At 49.9% G+C, this 20,743-nt stretch carries 15 protein-coding genes; 14 read left to right on the top strand and 1 reads right to left on the bottom strand.

Going from position 1 to position 20,743, the window contains the following annotated elements; genetic code table 11:
- The 12 genes from ACFQZT_RS06205 to ACFQZT_RS06150 all read left to right on the top strand — a co-directional run bounded on the left by ACFQZT_RS06205 (position 1) and on the right by ACFQZT_RS06150 (position 14,542).
- Entirely contained in the window at positions 1-1,020 is a 1,020-nt protein-coding gene (locus ACFQZT_RS06205; protein ID WP_379297611.1) for a zinc-binding alcohol dehydrogenase family protein, read from the top strand.
- Positions 1,021-1,060: 40 nt separating this feature from the next.
- Positions 1,061-1,492 carry an L-fucose mutarotase gene (fucU, locus tag ACFQZT_RS06200; protein WP_379297609.1) on the top strand — a complete coding sequence of 144 codons (432 nt, stop codon included), beginning with the start codon at positions 1,061-1,063 and terminating at the stop codon, positions 1,490-1,492.
- Between the two features lie 231 nt (positions 1,493-1,723).
- Complete coding sequence (locus tag ACFQZT_RS06195; protein ID WP_379297607.1) at positions 1,724-2,701, top strand: glycoside hydrolase family 43 protein; 978 nt, start codon at positions 1,724-1,726, stop codon at positions 2,699-2,701.
- Between the two features lie 26 nt (positions 2,702-2,727).
- The gene (locus ACFQZT_RS06190; RefSeq protein WP_379297605.1) at positions 2,728-3,807 is read left to right on the top strand and encodes an alpha/beta hydrolase; all 1,080 of its coding nucleotides are present in this window, start codon (positions 2,728-2,730) and stop codon (positions 3,805-3,807) included.
- A gap of 158 nt (positions 3,808-3,965) precedes the next feature.
- A complete protein-coding gene (locus ACFQZT_RS06185; RefSeq protein ID WP_379297603.1) occupies positions 3,966-5,648 on the top strand; it encodes a type 2 periplasmic-binding domain-containing protein in 1,683 nt (560 codons plus the stop codon).
- Positions 5,649-5,745: 97 nt separating this feature from the next.
- Complete coding sequence (locus tag ACFQZT_RS06180) at positions 5,746-6,732, top strand: ABC transporter permease (RefSeq protein ID WP_379297601.1); 987 nt, start codon at positions 5,746-5,748, stop codon at positions 6,730-6,732.
- A 15-nt stretch (positions 6,733-6,747) separates the two neighbouring features.
- Positions 6,748-7,659 carry a carbohydrate ABC transporter permease gene (locus ACFQZT_RS06175; RefSeq protein WP_379297599.1) on the top strand — a complete coding sequence of 304 codons (912 nt, stop codon included), beginning with the start codon at positions 6,748-6,750 and terminating at the stop codon, positions 7,657-7,659.
- A 124-nt stretch (positions 7,660-7,783) separates the two neighbouring features.
- Complete coding sequence (locus tag ACFQZT_RS06170; RefSeq protein WP_379297597.1) at positions 7,784-9,319, top strand: response regulator transcription factor; 1,536 nt, start codon at positions 7,784-7,786, stop codon at positions 9,317-9,319.
- Between the two features lie 24 nt (positions 9,320-9,343).
- A complete protein-coding gene (locus ACFQZT_RS06165) occupies positions 9,344-11,170 on the top strand; it encodes a sensor histidine kinase (protein WP_379297595.1) in 1,827 nt (608 codons plus the stop codon).
- A complete protein-coding gene (locus ACFQZT_RS06160) occupies positions 11,163-12,677 on the top strand; it encodes a response regulator transcription factor (protein WP_379297593.1) in 1,515 nt (504 codons plus the stop codon). Before ACFQZT_RS06165 ends, ACFQZT_RS06160 begins: the two co-directional genes overlap by 8 nt.
- Before the next feature lie 113 nt (positions 12,678-12,790).
- Complete coding sequence (locus ACFQZT_RS06155) at positions 12,791-13,792, top strand: endo-1,4-beta-xylanase (RefSeq protein WP_379297591.1); 1,002 nt, start codon at positions 12,791-12,793, stop codon at positions 13,790-13,792.
- 123 nt (positions 13,793-13,915) lie between these two features.
- Positions 13,916-14,542, top strand: a complete 627-nt coding sequence (locus ACFQZT_RS06150) for a polysaccharide deacetylase family protein (protein WP_379297589.1) — start codon at positions 13,916-13,918, stop codon at positions 14,540-14,542.
- Positions 14,543-15,061: 519 nt separating this feature from the next.
- On the opposite strand, the gene ACFQZT_RS06145 is transcribed toward ACFQZT_RS06150, so the two are convergent.
- Complete coding sequence (locus tag ACFQZT_RS06145) at positions 15,062-18,595, bottom strand: endo-1,4-beta-xylanase (RefSeq protein ID WP_379297587.1); 3,534 nt, start codon at positions 18,593-18,595, stop codon at positions 15,062-15,064.
- Positions 18,596-19,256: 661 nt separating this feature from the next.
- On the opposite strand from ACFQZT_RS06145, the gene ACFQZT_RS06140 reads away from it, so the two are divergent.
- Positions 19,257-19,379 carry a hypothetical protein gene (locus ACFQZT_RS06140; RefSeq protein WP_379297585.1) on the top strand — a complete coding sequence of 41 codons (123 nt, stop codon included), beginning with the start codon at positions 19,257-19,259 and terminating at the stop codon, positions 19,377-19,379.
- Between the two features lie 387 nt (positions 19,380-19,766).
- Positions 19,767-20,723 (top strand): ABC transporter permease, encoded by a 957-nt coding sequence (locus ACFQZT_RS06135; RefSeq protein ID WP_379297583.1) that lies wholly within the window; start codon positions 19,767-19,769, stop codon positions 20,721-20,723.
- Positions 20,724-20,743 lie beyond the last annotated feature (20 nt).

Raw genomic sequence — 20,743 nt, 5'->3', positions numbered from 1 at the left:
ATGAAGGGAATCGTATGCGAACAGATTGAAATGTTTCGAATGTCGGAGGCTTTACCTGAACCGGAGCTGACTGAGGGTCATGCGATCATACGCATTCGGCGAATTGGCATATGCGGAACGGATTATCATGCGTTTAAGGGCAACCAGCCGTTCTTCCATTATCCGCGAATCTTGGGGCATGAACTGTCAGGTGTAATCGAACATATCGGCCAAAACGATGAAGGGCTGGCCATCGGAGATAGAGTTGCCATTATTCCCTATATGCACTGCGGCAAATGTCTAGCCTGTCGCAGAGGCAAAACAAACTGCTGCACGAATATGCAAGTGCTTGGGGTGCACAAGGATGGCGGAATGCGGGAGCGAATTTCCGTACCCATTTCGCATATTTTAAAGGCTAACGACCTGACATTGGATGAGGCGGCAATTGTAGAACCTCTAGCCATCGGCGCGCACGCGGTACGACGCGCGGAAGTTTCGGAATCGGATACGGTGCTTGTTATCGGTTCAGGACCGATTGGCCTAGGCGTCATGGCTTTTGCCAAATACGCAGGAGCAAGAGTCATTGCGATGGATATTAACGAGGAAAGGCTTGCTTTTTGCAGATCTTGGGCAAAGGTAGATCAGACCATTAACGCGCTTGAATCCGATGTGAAGCAGCGTCTTTCCGAAATGACAAACGGCGATTTTCCTGTTGCCGTGTTTGACGCCACAGGCAACGCCTCTTCGATGGCAAAATCATTCGAATTGGTTGCTCACGGCGGAAAGCTCATTTTTGTAGGTCTGGTCAAAGGCGACATTACGTTTTCGGATCCTGAGTTTCATAAACGTGAGCTGACGCTCATGGGCAGCCGAAACGCAACAGTTTCGGACTTCTATCACGTCATGAACGTTCTGAGGAACTCCATCCTGGATATCAGCCAATTTATCACGCATCGTGCTGCATTTGACGAGATGATTGATTCGTTCGGAACTTGGCTGATGCCGGAGTCGAAGGTAATAAAAGCGATCGTAGAAGTCTAGAACATAATCAGATCTTGGCTGTTAAAGGAGCGTATTGAAAATGTTAAAGGGCATACCTCACATCCTATCGCCTGAAATTTTAAAGATTTTGATGGAGATGGGCCATGGTGATGAAATCTTATTAGCCGACGCTAACTTTCCAGCAGCAAGCCATGCTCAAAGACTGGTCAGATGCGACGGTCTCGGTATACCTGAATTACTGGAAGCAACGCTGCAATTATTCCCGTTAGATCCTTATGTGAAAACGCCTGTGGCCCTGATGCAGGTCGTGCCTGGAGATCCAGTAGAAACGCCGATCTGGGATACCTACAGGACTATTCTGAAGAATCATACGCAAACCAGCGAACCGATTGAAGAAGTTGAACGCTTTGCCTTTTACGAGCGTGCGAAGCAAGTCTACGCGATCGTAGCAACAGGCGAAAGAGCATTGTATGCAAATTTAATTTTGAAAAAAGGTGTTATCAGCGGTTAATTGCATATGAAAAGGAAAGGGCAGGTCGAATGCATTCATTCGTCTGCCCTCTTTGCGGTAGAAATCATCAACATATCGCGCAACGCGCTCATTACACTCATTACGATCAATTTGGTTCCCGTTATCCCATATCTTTATTAAAGGGGGGATAGATCTTTAATCTATTTATTTTGTAATCGCATACAAAGTCTCATAATAAAGGAACAAGACAAAAAATAAAGGAGAGCAAGTATGCACAATCTACCGAAACCTCATCACCCGCTTGTCACCCATATCTTCACTGCCGATCCTTCGGCGCACGTATTTGAGGGGAAAATTTTTATCTACCCGTCACACGATCTCGATCATGACGGCGCTGATAATGACAATGGGGATCAATACGCAATGGAAGACTATCATGTTCTATCCATGGATGGCTTCGAGTCCCCCGTTATCGATCATGGCCAAGTCCTTCATCTGAGAGATATTCCCTGGGCTTCCAAACAACTCTGGGCTCCTGATGCTGCTTTTAAGGCCGGCACCTATTACTTGTACTTTCCTGCCCGGGATCATGATGGGATTTTTCGTATCGGTGTGGTGACCAGCACGTCACCGGCCGGTCCTTTTCTTCCTCAACCGTCTTATATCGAGGAAAGCTTCAGTATCGACCCGGCCGTGCTTGTTGATGACGACAATCGGGCATACATATATTTCGGCGGACTATGGGGCGGTCAATTGGAAAAATGGCAGACCGGTACTTTCGAGCCGGAAGCGGTGGGGCCGGCGGCGGAGGCGCCTGCTATAGGTCCTCGGGTCGCTCTGCTGAGCGAGGACATGCTGTCATTTCAAACCGCTCCGCTAGAAATTTCGATCGTTGACGAAAACGGCAGCCCGATTCTCGCTGGAGACGAGGATAGGCGCTATTTTGAAGGACCGTGGGTACACAAATATAACGGCTGGTACTACTTATCCTACTCCACGGGCACGACCCATAAATTAGTATACGCCGTCAGCCGGAATCCGTTGGGACCGTATACCTTCAAGGGCACGATCTTAACTCCGGTTATCGGCTGGACAACTCATCACTCCATTGTCCAGTTCGAAGATAAATGGTACTTATTTTACCATGACAGTTCTTTGTCAGAAGGCGTTAACCACAAGCGTTGCGTGAAATATACGGAGTTACACTATAACGAAGATGGGACGATTCGGACGATCGATCCTTATTGATTGAAACGAAAGGGTTTGGATGAACCATGAAAAACATCGATGTGACGGCTGTGCCCGCCGGATATAAACGGGCAGTTAAAAAGGAACTTCAAGGTACCGTTCATGAGGTCTCATACACGGTCAGGAACTATATTAACCAGTCGCGGCAGCTTGTTACAGATCAGAACATCGACGCCAGAGCAGCGGGAAGAGAAACCGTTAAGGGAAGCGAGATCATTAAAAAATGCAACATCTATTTGCCTGCAGGTTACGACGAACAGGATACGGATACCAAATACAATGTATTGTATCTGCTCCACGGAGTAGGCGGAGATCATTACGAATGGTTACGTAGCAACGGCAAAGCTGACGGGAATTATATCCTATGCAATATCTTTGATAATCTTATCGCTAACGGCGATATCAATCCGCTTATCATCGTATTTCCCAACGGCAGAAGCGCGTACGACTGTATGGACTGTACGTTCAATTCCTTAGGAACCAACATGCTTGGGTTCTATTATTTCGATTATGAGCTGAGATATGATCTGATCCCCTTTATTGAATCTGAATACCATACATTCGCCGTTATAAAAAACGCGTCTCCTGAGAGAATCGAATTTAATCGCATGCACAGGGCAATTGCAGGCCTTTCAATGGGTGGTATGCAATCTCTGAATATGATCCTCGGAGGTTACAGATGTGATGCGGTAGAATATACCGGAACAAAGAGCAGTTGGAAAAACGGGCTTGATACGACTGTGCTCGCTCCAGGTATGGAGGATCTATTCGCTTATATCGGTTCTTTTTCAAATGCTCCCACATCGAGCGATGGCAAGGTTCTGGGCGCCAATATAGCTTCATGCAACCACAGGATTCATTTACTTTATATGACCTGCGGCGACATGGATGGAGTAGCAGTAGACCAATATGTCAAATCGGTTGAGGGGCTCATGGACACTGCGGGAGATTCGCTCAGTGATTATTACCAGGTCCTTCTAAAAAATGGTGTTCATGATTTTAATGTATGGAACAATGGTGCATTTAATTTTATCCGGTTGTCTTTCCGGGCATGCGAAGAGCATGAAAAGCCATATGTTGTCAGGTTGACACTCCATTCATTTTAACTGAACATAGGAAACGCGGACTTTGCAGCTTCATCCACCATTAATTTATAGGGGTAAGACCTTTACTTTGTGAATTGGAAGCGTATTCTTGACGAGTATAATTAGAGATGTCACCAAGTAAGCGCTATCAACAGGATATAAAAGGGAGGAATAGAAAAATGGCATTTCAAACCAAACGATCCGCTTTTCAAGTGATCATCCCTGTATTGACACTCGGTGTCTTACTGTCAGGCTGCAGCGGCTCGAGCGGCGGTTCGGCCACTTCCAGCGCGGCACCAAGCGGTGCTTCCGGAAGCCCTGCGGCTTCCCAAGGGGCGGAAGCAATCAAGCCCATGACGATTTCCATGTTCATCGGAGGTCCCGGCCAGCAGCCTACTGCAGACAACAAGATGTACAAGATGATCAAGGATGAGACCGGCGTAAGTTTGAAGATGGAATTCCTGGTCGGCGACCTTACCCAAAAGCTGGGCGTCATGATCGCCGGCGGCGATTATCCGGACGTCATGTCAGGCGATGACAAGTTGATTGCTGCAGGCGCCTTCATACCTTTGGAGGACCTGATCGAGAAGTACGCGCCGAATCTGAAGAAACATTATGCTAACGTTTGGAACCAAATCAAAGATCCGAAAACCGGCCATCTCTTCGCATTGCCAGCCTACGGCGTTTACACTGGCACCATCAACGACACCTATTATGGAGGCCCGGCCTTCTGGCTGCAGAAGGATATTCTGAAGGAGCAGGGCTACCCGACTCCTAAGACCCTGGATGATTATTTCGCCATTGTGGAGAAAGCCAAACAGCAGCATCCGGACATGATCGGCTTCGAGACGCTGAACTTCGACTGGAGAGTCTTCCCGCTGCAGAACCCGCCGGAGCACTTGGCAGGACATCCTAACGACGGCGGCGTCATCGTAGAGAATGGCAAGGCCTCCATCTTCGCCGACAAGGATATTGCCAAGACCTACTACAAGAAGCTAAATGAAATCAATGACAAAGGTCTTATGGACAAGGAATCGTTTGTGCATAACTATGACCAATACCTGGCCAAGATCGCCAGCGGCCGTGTCATCGGCATGTTCGACCAGCACTGGAACTTCCAAGACGGCGAGAATTCCCTGATCTCCCAGAGTAAGTTCGGCAGCACTTACGTTCCATTCGCGCTGGTCTATCCGGGTGCGACTGAGTTCTATCGCGACCGTCCTGTTATAAACATCAACCGCGGTTATGGCATTTCCGTCAAAGCGAAGGATCCGGTTGCCATTATCAAGTTTATGGATAAGATGATGACCGAAGAATGGCAGAAGAAGCTGCAGTGGGGTATCGAGGGACAAGATTATCAAGTGAAGGACGGTAAATTTTACCGTACGCCTGAACAGCGGGATCAGCAGAATGACAATACATGGAAGCTGGCCAACAAAGCTGAAGCATTCTTAGGCGGACTGCCGAAGATGCAGGGCACATACAGCGACGGCAACGCAACTGATGCGGGTTCTCAGCCTCAAGAATTCTTCGACAGCCTGAAGCCGGTGGATCAAGAAGTGATGAAGGCTTACAATCACAAAACTTGGGCGGAGTTCTTAAAGCAGCCTCCAGAGAACCCGATCTACTATCCGGCTTGGTCCATCGACTTGATTGACGGATCCCCGGCTAAAGTGGCCCAAACCAAGCTGAACGACCTGCAAGTGAAGTATCTGCCGAAAGCGATCCTGGCTAAACCGGGGGATTTCGAGAATGTCTGGAAAGAATACACCGACCAAATTTCCAAAGCCAATATCAAAGCCTATGAAGACCGCATTAACGAACAGATTCAATGGCGGATTAAGAACTGGAGCAGCAAATAATCATAGTTAACTGATCGTGAAGCGGAGGCGACTCAGGTCTTCTCCGCTTTACACTTTCATTATCGACAACAATTTTCCGGTTTGGGAGGGAAAGACAATGGCCGAAACCATACTGTCTCAAAAAGTAAAAACGGTCGCCAAAAAAAAGAGCAAGGTGGATCCTGAAATCGGCTTGGAGCTCAGCTGGAAAAACATAAAGAGCCAGAAGCAACTGATCTTCATGTCGGTTCCGATCCTGATCTATCTGATTATATTCAATTATGTCCCGATTTGGGGGTGGTTGATGGCGTTTCAAAATTACCGCCCTGGCTTGCCGTTCTCCAAACAGGAATGGGTGGGCTTATCCCAGTTCAAATTTCTGTTTAGCGATGACGTCTTTCTTCAGGTTCTTCGCAACACAATCGGTATGAGCCTAATCAACCTGGTGCTTGGTTTTGTGACGGCGATCGTACTGGCGCTCCTTCTTAATGAAATCAAAGTGAGTTTGTTCAAACGTACTGTTCAGACCATTTCCTATCTGCCCCACTTCCTGTCTTGGGTCATTGCGGCAGGCATTGTAGCCACCTCGCTATCGGTAGACGATGGCATCGTCAATATCCTTTTGTTGAAGCTTCATCTTATAAAGGAACCTATTATGTGGCTCAGTATTGGAAAATACTTCTGGGGCATCGTTGGCGCTGCCAACGTATGGAAAGAAGTCGGCTGGAACACCATTATTTATTTGGCTGCTATTACATCCATCGATCCGTCGCTATATGAAGCTGCCTCCATGGACGGAGCTAACCGGTACCAGAAGATGCGTTACGTAACCCTGCCTGGTATTAAAGCCACCTTCATTATCCTCTTGATTATGAGTGTCGGCCATATTCTCGATGCAGGCTTCGAAGTGCAATACCTGCTGGGGAACGGTCTGGTGGTAGACTGGTCCCAAACGATCGACATTTTCGCACTGAAATACGGGATTTCGCTCGGAAACTATTCACTGGGGACGGCGGCTGGTATCTTCAAAACAATCGTCAGTGTTGTCCTTGTCCTGATTGCAAACAATACCGCAAAACGCCTCGGCGAAGAGCGGTTACTATAAAAAGGGGGGCTGAAGATGGGAATCAATGGCATCCGGAGAGACCGCCTGGAACCGATCGTGTTCAACACGCTGAATGGGCTCTTCATGCTCTTTCTGGTCATCGTCACGCTGTATCCTTTCCTTCACACGCTGACGGAATCCTTCAACGAAGGCAACGATACGCTGCGAGGCGGCCTGTATGTATGGCCGAGGATCTGGAGCCTTCAAAATTACCGGGCCGTATTCATCTCGGGAACGATCTATCATGCCGCATGGATATCGGTGGCAAGAACGGTAACCATCACGGTGCTTGGCGTTTTTTTGACCACCATGCTGGCTTACACCTTGGCCCAACCCCAGTACCTGTTCCGTAAAATTATCGGTCTGATCTTCGTACTGACCATGTATTTCAATGCAGGCTTGCTCCCGAACTACTTCCTGATCAAACAGCTGGGCCTGCTGAACAATTTCTGGGTTTACATTCTTCCGGGGATGGTCAATGCCTTCAACCTGATCGTCATCAGGACGTATATAAAGTCCCTGCCCGGCAGCCTGATTGAATCTGCTAAGATCGACGGGGCCGGCGATTTCAGGATTTTCATACAGATCATTTTTCCGCTCTGCACGCCTGTTTTGGCAACCATCGCCTTGTTCATTGCTGTGGGCTCCTGGAACGCTTGGTTCGATACGTTCTTGTACGCCTCCTCCGACATCAACCTGAGCACTTTGCAATACGAAATGATGAAGCTCCTGGGTACCACCATGAATTCGAACGCTGACCCGGCCCTTATTAACGGCGCCGCAAAGGATCAAGCCAGGGCCATGGTTACCCCAGCTTCGATCCGGGCAGCCATTACGATTGTAACCGCTGTACCGATCCTGTTCGTATATCCGTTCCTGCAGCGATACTTTGTGGTAGGTTTGAACTTAGGCAGTGTAAAAGAATAAAGGAACGCACGTTACCTGGAAATGACCGTTTCAGCATCTGGCTGAGGCGGTTTTTCCATTGCCGGGAGTGCGGGCCTCATCTTATAATAACTAATACTAGTGAAGGAAATCGGGTGAAAAACGGATGCTAAAGGTGCTAATTGCCGATGATGAGCCGATCATGTTGGAGGGGCTGCGTTTTCTGATAGACTGGGACAAACTGGGGTTTGAAGTGTGCGGAGAAGCCATGGATGGGGAGGATGCCCTGCAGCTCATGGAAGAATGCCGTCCCCACCTGGTGATTACCGATATCCGAATGCCAGTCATTGACGGTCTGGAACTGATAGAAAGGGCTTACATAAGCTTCCCTCGTACAAAATTCATCGTATTAAGCGGCTATGCGGATTTCGAGTACGCCAAGAAGGCCATGAAATTCGGCGTTTCCAATTATTTAACGAAGCCCTTGAACGAGGTGGAGCTGGAAAACGCTTTGCTTGCAGCGGCCGAGAGCATCCGGACGGAGGATGCCCGGCATCAATTGCGCCGATCCGCCATGGAACGCATTCGGTCGGAAACGATTTTGCAACTTCTCTTAGGGGACGGCAAGCAGGAGCGAATGGAACAGGCGAAGAGCCTTCTTCAGCTTCATGAGGGATCGAGAATCCGGTGCATCAGGCTGATCGGCAAAGAAGCGGAAGCCGGAGAAGAGAAGCGGCACAACCTGTTCCTGCGTCTGTGCGAAGCGGCTGAATTGGCGGCCGTGGAAGAGGTTGCCGTGCATCCATTTAGTCTGGGCAAAGACCGGTTCGGTTTTGTTTTGGCTTCGGACCGGAAGGGACCGGCCCTACTGCCCCCGCTGATGAACAGGTTCATCCGGCACATCCGCAATGCATGCGGGGAGCCGTACTCCTTTTCCGTCAGCAGTGAGGTCCGGGGGGCTGCATCCCTGAATAAGGCGTACAGGGAGACGCTTGTAGCGGAGCTGTGCAAATTTTCCTCCGATCTGACAGGTGTTTATTATTATCAGGATTGCAAGCAGGAGGAGTCTATCCGGATCCCGGAGGAAATCAAGGAATCATTGCTTCAGGCCATCGTTTGCGGCAACCCGGATGCCGTGCGGACCCACGCTCGTGAGCTCTTTACGACTTTGACGGCGCGCCAAGCATCGGGAGCTTGGGTGGAGGCAAGCCTGTTGACGATGAAACTGGATATTCTTCAAGCGATGATCCAACAGGGAGCCGATTCGGAGAGTTGGACCCGGAGATGGTTCGCGGCCCCGCAGCAAGATCCGGGAGGGCTGGAAAGCCGGGCGATGAAGGATTTTCTAGATGCGGCCGAATGGGCGGCAAGAAAGAAGGGCGCAAACGTCGACGGGATTGTATCCGCAGCTGCGGGAATTATCAAACAGCATTATCATGAGAAGCTGCAGCTCCAACATGTGGCCGAGCGACTTCATGTGAACCCGGCTTACTTGGGCCAACGGTTCAAAAAGCATTTCGGAATGGCTTTTAACGAGTATCTACACACGGTTCGCATCGAACAGGCCAAAAAACTGCTTCGCCGGGCTGAATTCAAAATAGCCGAAATCGCCTCGAGGGTGGGGTATTCGGATTCTGACCAGTTTGTTGCGAAATTCAAAGCCCTGACCGGCATGATCCCTTCCTCATACAAGAAAGGCTAAGACATACACGACAGGAGACCGACTATGAACCGGAAATGGAAGCCTTTCAGCCATATCGTCAACGACATTCCGTTAAGATACAAGTTTCTGTTCATCTATCTCTTGTGCGTCCTGCTTCCCATCATTTGTATCAATGCGCTGTTCTACATGCAGAACAGCCGGAACACGGAGGCCCGTGAGCGAGAGAACCTGCAAATATCTTTGGACCGTGCCGGCTACGAGCTGACGCAAATGGTAAACGAATGCGTCTCGATAGGCAACACCGTAGCTGCCGACCGGGCCTTCAACGAACCGTTGGAAACCCCCTATGCCGACTTACCGGCCTACTACGAGGTATATGATAGCTACCTACGCGGTAAGCTCCTCCAATATACGAACCAGTACCCGTACATCTCCTGGCTGGGCGTGTACACCTCGAACCCGACGATTGAAAGCGGAGGGAGCTATTTTGTCCTGAAGGACAGCGATAAACAAAGTGAGTGGTACCGGAAGCTGGCCGCTACGAAGGATAAGGTGATCGTTACCTCGTATCTGGATATCAATCCGATGAATCCGCAGCAGAAGATGGTGTATGTCAGCATCATCCGCAAGCTGGATAATTTTCCGGATCTAATGAATTACACCAAGTATTTGAGGATGGATCTGCGGCTCGACAAGTTGCAGGAACTATTCAACAAGGAGCGGAGCTACTTGCAGTTCAAGCTGTTGGATGCAGATAACCGGATCGTACTCGATTCGAACCGTTCCTATATAGCCGAGGACAACCTTCTGACTCCCATCACGGCGGACCATCTTGACTTGTTGGGCGGCAGAGCGGCGGGCAACTTCATCAGTTCATTAGGAGCAGCCAGCTACTTGAACGGCTGGAAATTAATCGGGATTCCGGAAAGAGCCCGGGTACTCCAGGAACAGAAAGCCGTATTGAAGTTCGGCATCGCGTTAGCCTTGATCAGTACGGTGATTCCGACGGTGCTCGTTTTTATTATTCTGCATTCCTACAACCTGCGGGTTAGACGGCTCTCCAAACATATGCAGATGGTCAAAAACGAGCGCTTCGAGCCTATCGACATGTACGAAGGCAGGGACGAGATCGGAGGTCTTCTGCGAAGCTTCAACTTGATGACGGAAAAAATTCGGAATCTGATCAACGACGTCTATAAGCTGGAAATCCAGAAGAAGGATCTGGAGCTGGAACGGGTGCGGGCGGAGCTGAATTTGCTGCAAAGCCAAGTGGATCCGCACTTCCTGTTCAATACGCTCAACGCCATTCTGGTCGTATGCAAGAAGTACCGGTATGAGCATGTGACGGAGATTATCCGCAGCCTGTCCCAAATTTTAAGAAGGCTGCTCAGCTGGAAGGATGATCTGGTGACGATCGAAGAGGAAATAACCTTTATCGAGATGTACCTGCAGATTGAAAAATTTCGGTTTCAAGACCGTTTTGAATATGAAATGGATATCGATCCAAAGGTCCTCTCCTGCCGGATTCCCAAGATGAGCATCCAATCTTTGGTGGAGAATTCCTGCAAGCACGGGCTTCAAGCGGTGAAAGGGGACCGGAGAATCCGCATCTCGGCGATGTTGGATGACCGACATCTGGTCATGACGGTCAAGGATAACGGAATCGGTATGGACACTGCCAAGTTGAATGGAATCTTGCATAACTTGTATGCAGAAGAGACAGCAGGGAGAAGTATAGGTCTGCGGAACGTATACAAACGGCTGAATCTTTATTACAACGATAGATCCTTATTTACAATAGACAGTAAGGAAAATGAACGGACAACTGTTACGATCCGTATTCCTCTGAATCTGATTCTGCCTAAGGAGGAGCTGGAAGCGAATGTATAAAGTGCTGTTTGCCGATGACGAGCCGATCGCATTGGAGGGCATCCGGCTTATGGCCGAATGGGATGAGCTTGGGTTCGAGGTATGCGGCATGTGCGCCAACGGGGAAGAAGCTTTGGCGGTTGCCGTGGACTGTAAGCCCGATCTGATCATTACGGATATTCGGATGCCGGTGATCGACGGTTTGGAGCTGATCGGCCGGATTCAGCGGCTGTCGGAAAGCTACAACCCGATCTTCATTATCATGAGCGGGTACGGCGACTTCGAATATGCCAGGTCCGCCTTGCGGTATGGAGTGCGCCATTATTTGTTAAAGCCGGTCATGGATGAAGAATGGGAAATTATTTTGAAAGATATCATGCAGGAGCTTGCGGATCGCGCACAGGAGCATAACAGGCAGGAGCAGGAGTCTTACAGACTCCTGGCTGCGGTGCTTGCCCCCATTCTCCGTGGAGAGATGCAGGAGCCGGATGAGAGCGTATCCGGACAAATCGGAGAGCTGGATCGACAAGCCCAAGCATGGAGATACATTATGATCGAGGGGTGTAAGGGAGAGAATCTGGAGTGCTGTGCGGCTTACTCCAGTCCGCCCCAAGTGATGTTTATCGACCTTATGCCCCACCAGGCAGGATTGGTGGCAGACTGCGCCCTGGATGTCTTGGCTTTAGCCCGAAGGGTCTATAACGGGCTGCGGCAGAAAGGAATGGAGGTCTGCGTTTCGGTCGGTCCATCCGTGCCTTCACTTCTGGATTTGACGGCATCCTATTCGGGGGCGGCGGAGGTGTCCGTCTACCACTTTTTTAATGATGATGAAGGTCCCGTCGATTATGAATCGACCGCTCGTTTCAGCGTCAGCTACGATCTTCAGGCCATGACGAAAGCGGAGGAGTTGCTTGCCGCAGCTGAGCGGCTTCAAGAGCAGGAGGCGGCAGTCATCATGAAGCGTTTGTTCGCCTCATTCCAACGGCATAAGACTGCGCCGGAAGTGGTGCGGATGCTCAGCATGGATGTGGTTTTGAAGAGCACGGAGGTGCTGCGGGAGCTGGGGGCGTCGACAGCTGACATGTGGCTGAGGTTCCGCGATCTGCTCCAAAATGGGCCGAAATCGCTGACGGGCTTGGAACACTCCATGCGGGGTTATCTGGACGAATATATGAACCGGTTGAGAAAGCAGAAGGAATTCAACTCTGGACACCCCCTTCATGGGATTGAACGTTACATTCAGGAGAATTACAAGAAGCCGCTTACGATCAAGGAGATTGGGGAACGGTTTTATATGAATCCTGTGTACCTGGGTCAAGCATTTATGAAGAGAAACGGCGTGGGCATCACTGAATATATACATGACCTGCGTATTGAAGAGGCCAAGAAGATGCTAACGGAATCCGACGCTACGATCCGTTCCATTGCGGAGGAGGTCGGATACGTGCATTATCATCATTTTCTGAGAGAGTTCGAGAAGCGGGTTTCCGAGAAGCCGATCGTGTACAGGCAAACGGGTAAATCCTAAAGAATGGGGGGTGGAGACCTTTAATTTATTACTGGTAAACGCATTCCAAAACCTTATCATAAAGAGGGAGACGGCCTGTAAGAACGGGACATCCAAAGGAGGCTTGCCAAACTATGAACAAGGGAATACCGGCCTTGCACGAGGCTTTCAAAGGAATATTCAGAATCGGCGCCGCCGTTAGTACGAAAACCTTACGGTCCGAAGGGGACTTTATCGCCCGGCATTATAACAGCATAACGGCAGAGAACCAGATGAAGTTCGGGGAAATCCATCCCGAGGAAGACCGATATGCGTTTGAGGCTGCCGACGAAATCATGGATTTTGCCGTGCGGAACGGGATAGCTGTCCGGGGACATACGCTGGTCTGGCATAATCAAACCTCCGACTGGGTTTTTGAAAGCCCTTCCGGAGGTCCTCCCGGAAGAGAGCTGCTTCTCTCGCGGATGAAGCAGCATATCTACACGGTCGCCGGGCGTTACAAGGGGCAGGTGTATGCGTGGGACGTGGTCAACGAGGCGATCGAAGACAAGACTGACCTTGTGATGCGAAGGACGAAATGGCTGGAGATTCTGGGAGAGGATTACATCCGCCACGCCTTCGAGGCGGCGCATGAAGTCGATCCGGAAGCGCTTCTGTTCTATAACGATTACAACGAAACGGAACCGGTCAAACGGGACAAAATTTACAACCTCGTCCGTTCTTTGAAGGAGGAAGGGGTGCCGATCCACGGAATCGGCATGCAGGGGCATTGGAACATCCATGGTCCCTCTCTGGATGAAATCCGAAAGGCGATCGAGCTTTACGCTTCTCTGGACGTGCAGCTGCACGTCACCGAGTTGGATCTGTCCGTGTTCCGCCACGATGACAGGAGGATCGACTTGAAGGCTCCTACCGAAGAGATGGCGGAGCTGCAGCATCAGCGGTATGAGGAGATCTTCGGACTGTTTAAGGAGTATAAGGATGCAATTACAGCGGTAACGTTTTGGGGAACGGCGGATAATTATACCTGGTTGGACGACTTTCCGGTTCGAGGCCGGAAGAACTGGCCTTTTCTGTTTGATGAGAAGCTGATGCCGAAGCCAGCGTTTTGGGGCGTTATCGGGCGGGGTCATTAACCGCGAAGTATTATCCCCACGGCGTTACAGCATCCTGTGGCTGGAGGAGACAGGGAGCCACTGATGCCGGAGTCTCGGTTTGGGTAAGCTTCGAGCAGAGAATGAAGGAGTGGGGGAGTTACAATGCACTATTCGGTCATCCATGCGGTGGAGACCTGGCATAAAGCACTGGCCATTACGTTCGACGATGGTCCGAATCCGGAGTATACGCCGCAGATTCAGCAGATTTTTCAAGAATTCGGAGGCAAAGCGACGTTCTACGTCATCGGCCGGAATGTGGCCCAATTCCGCGACATTGCCCTTTCCTTGGCGGAAGACGGGCACGAGCTGGGGAACCATACATACACGCACCCTTTTCTGACCCAACTGGAGCCGCAGCAGAGGCGGTCCGAGTTGGAGGCAGCTGACCGGATCATCGCGGAGATTACGGGCGGGAGTCCCGCGACATTCCGTCCCCCATTTTTTGACATGAACGAAGAGGTGTTCCGGACCGTCAAGGAATTCGGCTATACGGCCATCGGCGCAGTGAACGGAGAGGCCGAGGACTGGGGCCTGCCCGGGGTGGGGCATATTCTGAACAAGACCCGGGAGCAGATTAGGCCCGGATGCATCTTGATCTTTCACGACGGCATCGGGGATCGGTCCCAAACCATGGAAGCGGTTCGTACGCTTGTGCCTGAGCTGTTGGAGCAAGGCTATGAGCTCGTGACCGTTAGCCGGCTTCTGGAAATAAGTAAGACGGAGCAGTAATGTGAACCCGATTACCTAAGTTATAGAATGATATTTGATGATCAAGGAAAATAAAGATCGTTAGTGGAAAATAGAGTTCGTTAGTGAATGTTTACTTTTGTGAACATTCACTTTTTTATTTCTAGGTAGTTCTTTGATTAGTGAAAGGGTTGCCGCGTGGTAGTCCTTCACTCCGAGGGACGTGCAGGTTTGCATGGAAAGGAGTCATCACAAGAAGGTATAATGCTTAATGATTAAGTGGATACGAAAGGCGTGAATTTCCTTTGAAAGAATACCATCAAGATGGATGATTTCCTTAAACAATTTTCTTGAAATCTCAACGTATGAATTTATAGATGATACTTATGAAAATGTTTTGGACTTGGATGAAGATCCGTCATTCAATCCTAACGGACTTATTTTCTTCGAACTACAAACCCCCACAGTGGACTTTCACCACCTAGTTAATCGCCATGCGTGGCGCACAAAAAACTGCCCGCACGCGATAACCGCATGCGGGCACTTCTGTGCTACTCTAGCTTACTTGTTACCTAGGGATTGAAGGATGCTCTGCACCAATACCGCGTATCCGGCCTCCAGTGCTTTCCCTGTCTGGGCGCTCACTTCATTGCTGAGGGCGTTCAGGGCATTGCCTACCTGCTTGGCGTCGCTGCCGGCCGCCTGTACCTGCTTCACCTTCGCCAACAGGCTGTTTAACACCCCTGGTTTCGTAATGAAGCCGTTAACACTGCCGGATTGGAACAACGAGTCCAGATGCGCGATATCCATATAAACGGTAATTTGACGTGTGACTGTAACGGAATTCCCTGCTTTATCGCTAGCTGTCACGACGATGGAATGTACTCCGAGCGATAGACTCAATGGAGCTGTTTGGATCAAGTTGGAAACAGGCTTTCCGTCCAAAGTGACGGACACCGAATCCACGCCGCTAGTTGCATCGGATACCACTATCGGATAGTTCAGGGCATCACTAATCAGAACCTTTGTGATGTCCGGCATCGTGATCGTGGGGGCTGTCAGATCGATCTGAATGATTTTCTCCTTGACCGCTTCTTTGTTGCCTGCCCGGTCCACGCTGTAATAACGAAGAGTGTGAATCCCCTCCGAAGTAATCGATACAGAATTGCCGGTGGTATAGGAACCTCCGTCCAGGCTGTAAGACGTGGAAGCAACTCCGCTGCCTTCATCGGTCGCTTGGAGGACCACGTTCACGGGATGGTTCTGCCACCCGGTTGGGGCGTTATCCGTAGTTACAGGAGGTACTGTGTCGGCCGCTGCGACAAGTTGCAACGTGCCAATCTTGAATAGATCCTGATAAGCCGTTCCGATAGCGTCGTTCCAAGCGTACGCGCCAATCCGCGCACCGTTCATCGCTTCGTTCACCTGAGCGTCAAAGCCAATATTAGTGCCAACCGCAGGCGTAATCTGGACAAACGGAATCTTCATCTCGACGGTGTAGGAGTACTTAGCCTCGTTGACCGATGTCGCAGAGGTCATCGTCGTTGCAACGCCCTGATTGTCCGTCATGCCTGCGTCTACCGTCGCAAAGCCGTCATACCGAACGCGGTAATGCCCGGCAGCGTTCGAGTACATGGCGCTGGAGCCGTTCGTCAGGTCAACAAATACTTCGACTGAATCCTGCTCCCAAGGGTTTGCGTTCCCCTTGTCCAACGGTTCGGACGGATCTTTGGTCACCTGCGCGAGTACGTACAGGTTCGCGTTGTCCCACAACATGCGAGCGGTAGCGGCAGGCATGTGTGCACCCGTCTTCGTGTTGCCTGCCTGCGTTACACTGATATCGATAGGCGTTGCCGTATTCCAAATGTCGTCCATCTTGCCGTCAATCGTCGGCGTTCCCTTTGCAGCTGTTGCGACTTTGCCCGCAGGCTTCGCCGGTGCTTTGTAATTGGCAAGGTATCCGGCCGGGTCAATCACGGCGTAAAACGCGTCTTTCGGGTACAGCTTGCCGTCGAACAGCAACGGGCTACCGGAAGCCAACCAGCTGTTGGTGTCTGTCAGCCCCCAGAATGTGATGCGCTGCACCGTGTCCTTGAAGGTGGGATCGGTATAAACTTGCATCAACCGCGCGTACTGTGCGGCTTGGGCTGTTTTCTGATCGGCAGTCAGCGTTCCGCCCGTGCCAGCGGAGATGTCCAGCTCGCTGATTGAGACTTTGACGCCAATATCCTTGAACATCTGGATCGACTTTCTCTCGTTGTTAGGGTTGGTGCCGAGGCCGTCATGCTCTTGCATGCCGACGCCCTGAATGAGCTGCTTGCCAGGGTGATTCACAGCCCAACGGCTATTGATGTCTTTCACCATGTCGCGAACTGCCGCTGCCTTATTCTGGTCGTCCATGCTATAGTCGTTGTAGTACAACAGGACGTTGTAATTCGGCTCTGCCGCACGGGCGTCGATGAACGCCTGTTCGACGTAGTTAGCGTCCGTCGCTTTCAGCCACGGGGTGGCCTTCAGGTAGCTGTGCCAGTCTGTCGGACTAAGAGAGCTGTCACGGACGGAACCTGCCATCGCTTCGTTGACGACATCCCACGAGATGATGTTCTGCGTGCTCGCGTTGAACTTGCCGTCAAAATGCTTGAGAACTGCGTTAATATAGTCGTTCATGTTCGCATACGCCCCAGCCGCGGTCAGACCCGGGTTGGACGGAGTTGAGTCGGTGCTGGACGTCACATCGTTGTTCAGCCACGGAATCGACTGACCTTGCCAGACAAGCGTGTGCCCATGTATTTTCAGACCATTGTCGACCGCGCTCTGAAGCTCCGTGTCCGCTTCGTTAAAGCTCAGATCTGCGACATTATGCGTAGAGGCGCTGGTGCCGATCAACGAAGCTGGCTTCGTCGCGTTTTCAGGCGTCACAACGCCGAACTGGGCTTTCAGGACGGACATGATTGGGTTTTGCATGTAATATGGGCCGATGATGCTGCCCATCAAATAATTCGGGTACGTATTCTTAATGCTTGGCAAGGTCAGTACATTCGGGTTAAGGGGTGGTGTTGTTGCAGCACTAGTACTATTAACAGTAGACAGTGTAGCACTCCCATTTGATACAAAACCATCAGTAGCTTGGTCGTTAAAGTTGGCTGTGTAAACAACATTGCCGCTTGTTGCGTCTTTAACAACAAAGTTGTCGATGTAGTAAGTTATATTCTTTGCATCCGTAGTTCCGCTATCGCCGACTTTAACAAACTGAATCTGTGAACCGCTTACGGCTGTATAAGTATAATTCGCCGTGTATGAAGTCCAATTGGGGTTTGCCGCACTTAAAGCTCCCGTATTTTTAATCCAGTCGTAGGTTCCGTTGGTTTGTAGAACAATGCCCGCCACATTTTGGTCAGGGGTGTATAAGTCATATGAGAAGGTGTAGGTTGTGCCGGCAACGAGGTTTAAGCCGCTTGCCCCTGTGTCTATGTGCGCGCCATCCCATTGTTGCCCACCTGTAGTTTGAATCTTTAAGAAATAATCGTTTGCTGCTCCCGGCGGTGCTGCCGTAGACAATGTAGCCGTCCCACTTTGTTTAAAGGCACCAACCGTTTGGTCCTCAAAGTCGGCTTTATAAACAACAATACCATTCGAGTCTTTAACAACAAAGTTGTCGATGTAGTACGTTATGTTCTTAGTGTCTGTAGCTCCGCTATCGCCGACTTTAACAAATTGAAGCTGTGAACCGCTTGCGGCTGTATAAGTATAATTCGCCGTGTATGAAGTCCAAGCGGGGCTTTCCGCACTTAAAGCTCCTGTATTTTTAATCCAGTTGTAGTTTCCGTTAGTTTGTAGAACAATGCCTGTCACATCTTGGTCAGGGGTGTATAAGTCATATGAGAAGGTATAGGTTGTGCCGGCAACGAGGTTTAAGCCGCTTGTCCCTGTGTCTATTTGCGCACCATCCCACTGGTGCCCACCAGTGGTTTGAACTTTTAAAGCATAATTTCCATTCGCACTGGCCGCACTTGCCTTTTGCGCGATTCCAAATTGCGGCAAAAACAATGCAACCGCAAGCAATAACATCAAAATCTGCTTAAACCGTTTGTTCATCGTGTTACTTCCCCTCCCAAAATATTAGATAGCCTCTCGGCATTCGCCGAGGCTTGCGGCACAAGGATTTTCTTGTACCACCAAACTTGTTACGACAAAGGGATTTGATAACATACGCTAAAGATTGTGAATTTTTGCTTTATGGATATCCGCTAGCGTCCCGTTCAAGAGGAAGAGCACATTTTGCACACATCCTGTAAGTTGTCTAAGACCCTTGAGGAAGTTGATTATAAGGTGCTGACCGTCGCTCGTCGTGCCCGGAACGCCCAACTTGCTCGTGTCCAACTACCAAACAACCGTACTGACGGAACGGTCAGCCGCCGCCGCTGTCAACGCGGCAAAGGGCATCGACGCAACGACCAGCAATAGGCTGCAAAGCAGCGCCAAAATCCTTTTGGACATGTTCTTAACGTCGCGCCGCCGGATTGCTTCGCAATGCCTTGACCGCTCGCGAAGATTCGCTTAAGCATTCGCTTCTTTCCATGCATTCCCCCTAATTGAGTGTAGTGATAAAAGTTAAGCGTTTACATTTCATCAAACGTATCTCCTTTCCGGAACTTTCATTTCGATAATAATGCAAAAGAAAGCGGTTGACACTACACGAATTAAAGAAGGAACCAGTACTTTTTATAGAAATAAGGCGTGGGAGGAAGCAAAGGCAGTGTTTTTGCGTGGACCGGATGCAGCAACATATGCCAAAATTGATTCTAAATTCGTAACAGCAGCGGACTGGGTCCTGATCCAAGGGCAATTGACAGTCGATCCGAGAGCGTCCGGATATTAAGTGTACGTACAATCCACCAATGATGCCACAGTGTCTTACTACCTGGATACTTTCAAGGTAAAATTGGTCGCGCTTCCTTCCACACCGGTGACACCCGTCCCACCAGCTCCAGGAACCAGCGGAAAGGTAGTTTTGTACCAAAGCTTTGAAGACGGCCAAACGGTTTAATGTCAACGTGGAAAACACTAATTTTGACAGGATTTTAAGTGGAATTTATTGGGTATCCACATGAAAGCGTTTTCGTTATAATCGAAACACAAAGGGAGGGAGTTGGCGTGGAAATGTCATATCAGGTGAATATCTAGGCCTCTTAAGACAATCGATGTTGAAAATCTAAGTAAAAGTGAGCAAATGAAAGAAAATATTATTTTATAGTGGGGGAGAAAGATGAACGCGAACCTGTCCGAACACGCCTATACCCCAGTAATGGGAAAGCGCTTTCATTTTAAAGATAAGTACAAATTATTCCTCATGGCTTTTCCTTTTCTTGTACTCGTATTTTTATTCTCGTATTTGCCTCTGTACGGCTGGGTCTATGCCTTTTACGATTACCGGCCCGGCATTCCGCTGTCCAAGACCGAGTTCATGGGCTTCCATTGGTTTACCGCAATGGTGTCAAATCCGATTCAGCGGCAGGAAATCGTCCGAGTACTGCAAAACACGTTCGCGATCAGTTCGCTGGGTATTTTGACTTCGGTTCTGCCGGTCATCTTCGCCATATTCCTGACGGAAATCAAGAACGTGACGTTCAAGAAAATGGTGCAGACGTTTACGACCCTGCCGAACTTTATCAGCTGGGTTCTGGTATACGCGTTCGCATTCATGTTGTTATCCGTCGATAACGGCTTCCTGAATAATTTGCTGATGAGCTTGCATCTGATTGCCCACCCGCTAAATCTGCTTGCCTCGGACAGCCATACTTGGTTAGTCATGACCTTGTGGGGTATATGGAAAGGGCTTGGTTGGGGCGCGATCATGTACATTGCCGCGATTACCGGGATCGATCCGGAATTATATGAAGCGGCGAGAGTGGACGGAGCAGGCCGTTTCCGTCTGATGTGGCACGTAACGGTGCCGGGAATTCTTCCGACGTACTTCGTGTTGCTCATTTTGGGTATCGCAAACTTCATCAACAATGGACTTGAGCAGTACTTTGTGTTCTCGAACGCGATGAACATGAGCCATATCGAGGTTCTCGATCTGTACGTTTACAACATCGGGATGGCGAACTCCAACTTCGGTTTCGCGACGGCGGTCAGCATTCTGAAATCGATTGTAAGCTTGTTCCTGTTGTTCTTTGCCAACATTTTGTCGAAGCTGGTTCGCGGCGAAGGCGTCATCTAAGTCATCGGGAAAAGAGAGGA

It is taken from the genome of Paenibacillus sp. GCM10027628, assembly GCF_042676385.1.
In the GTDB taxonomy this organism is placed as follows: Bacteria; Bacillota; Bacilli; order Paenibacillales; family NBRC-103111; genus Paenibacillus_E.
This window is presented reverse-complemented; position numbering and strand designations above follow the sequence as displayed.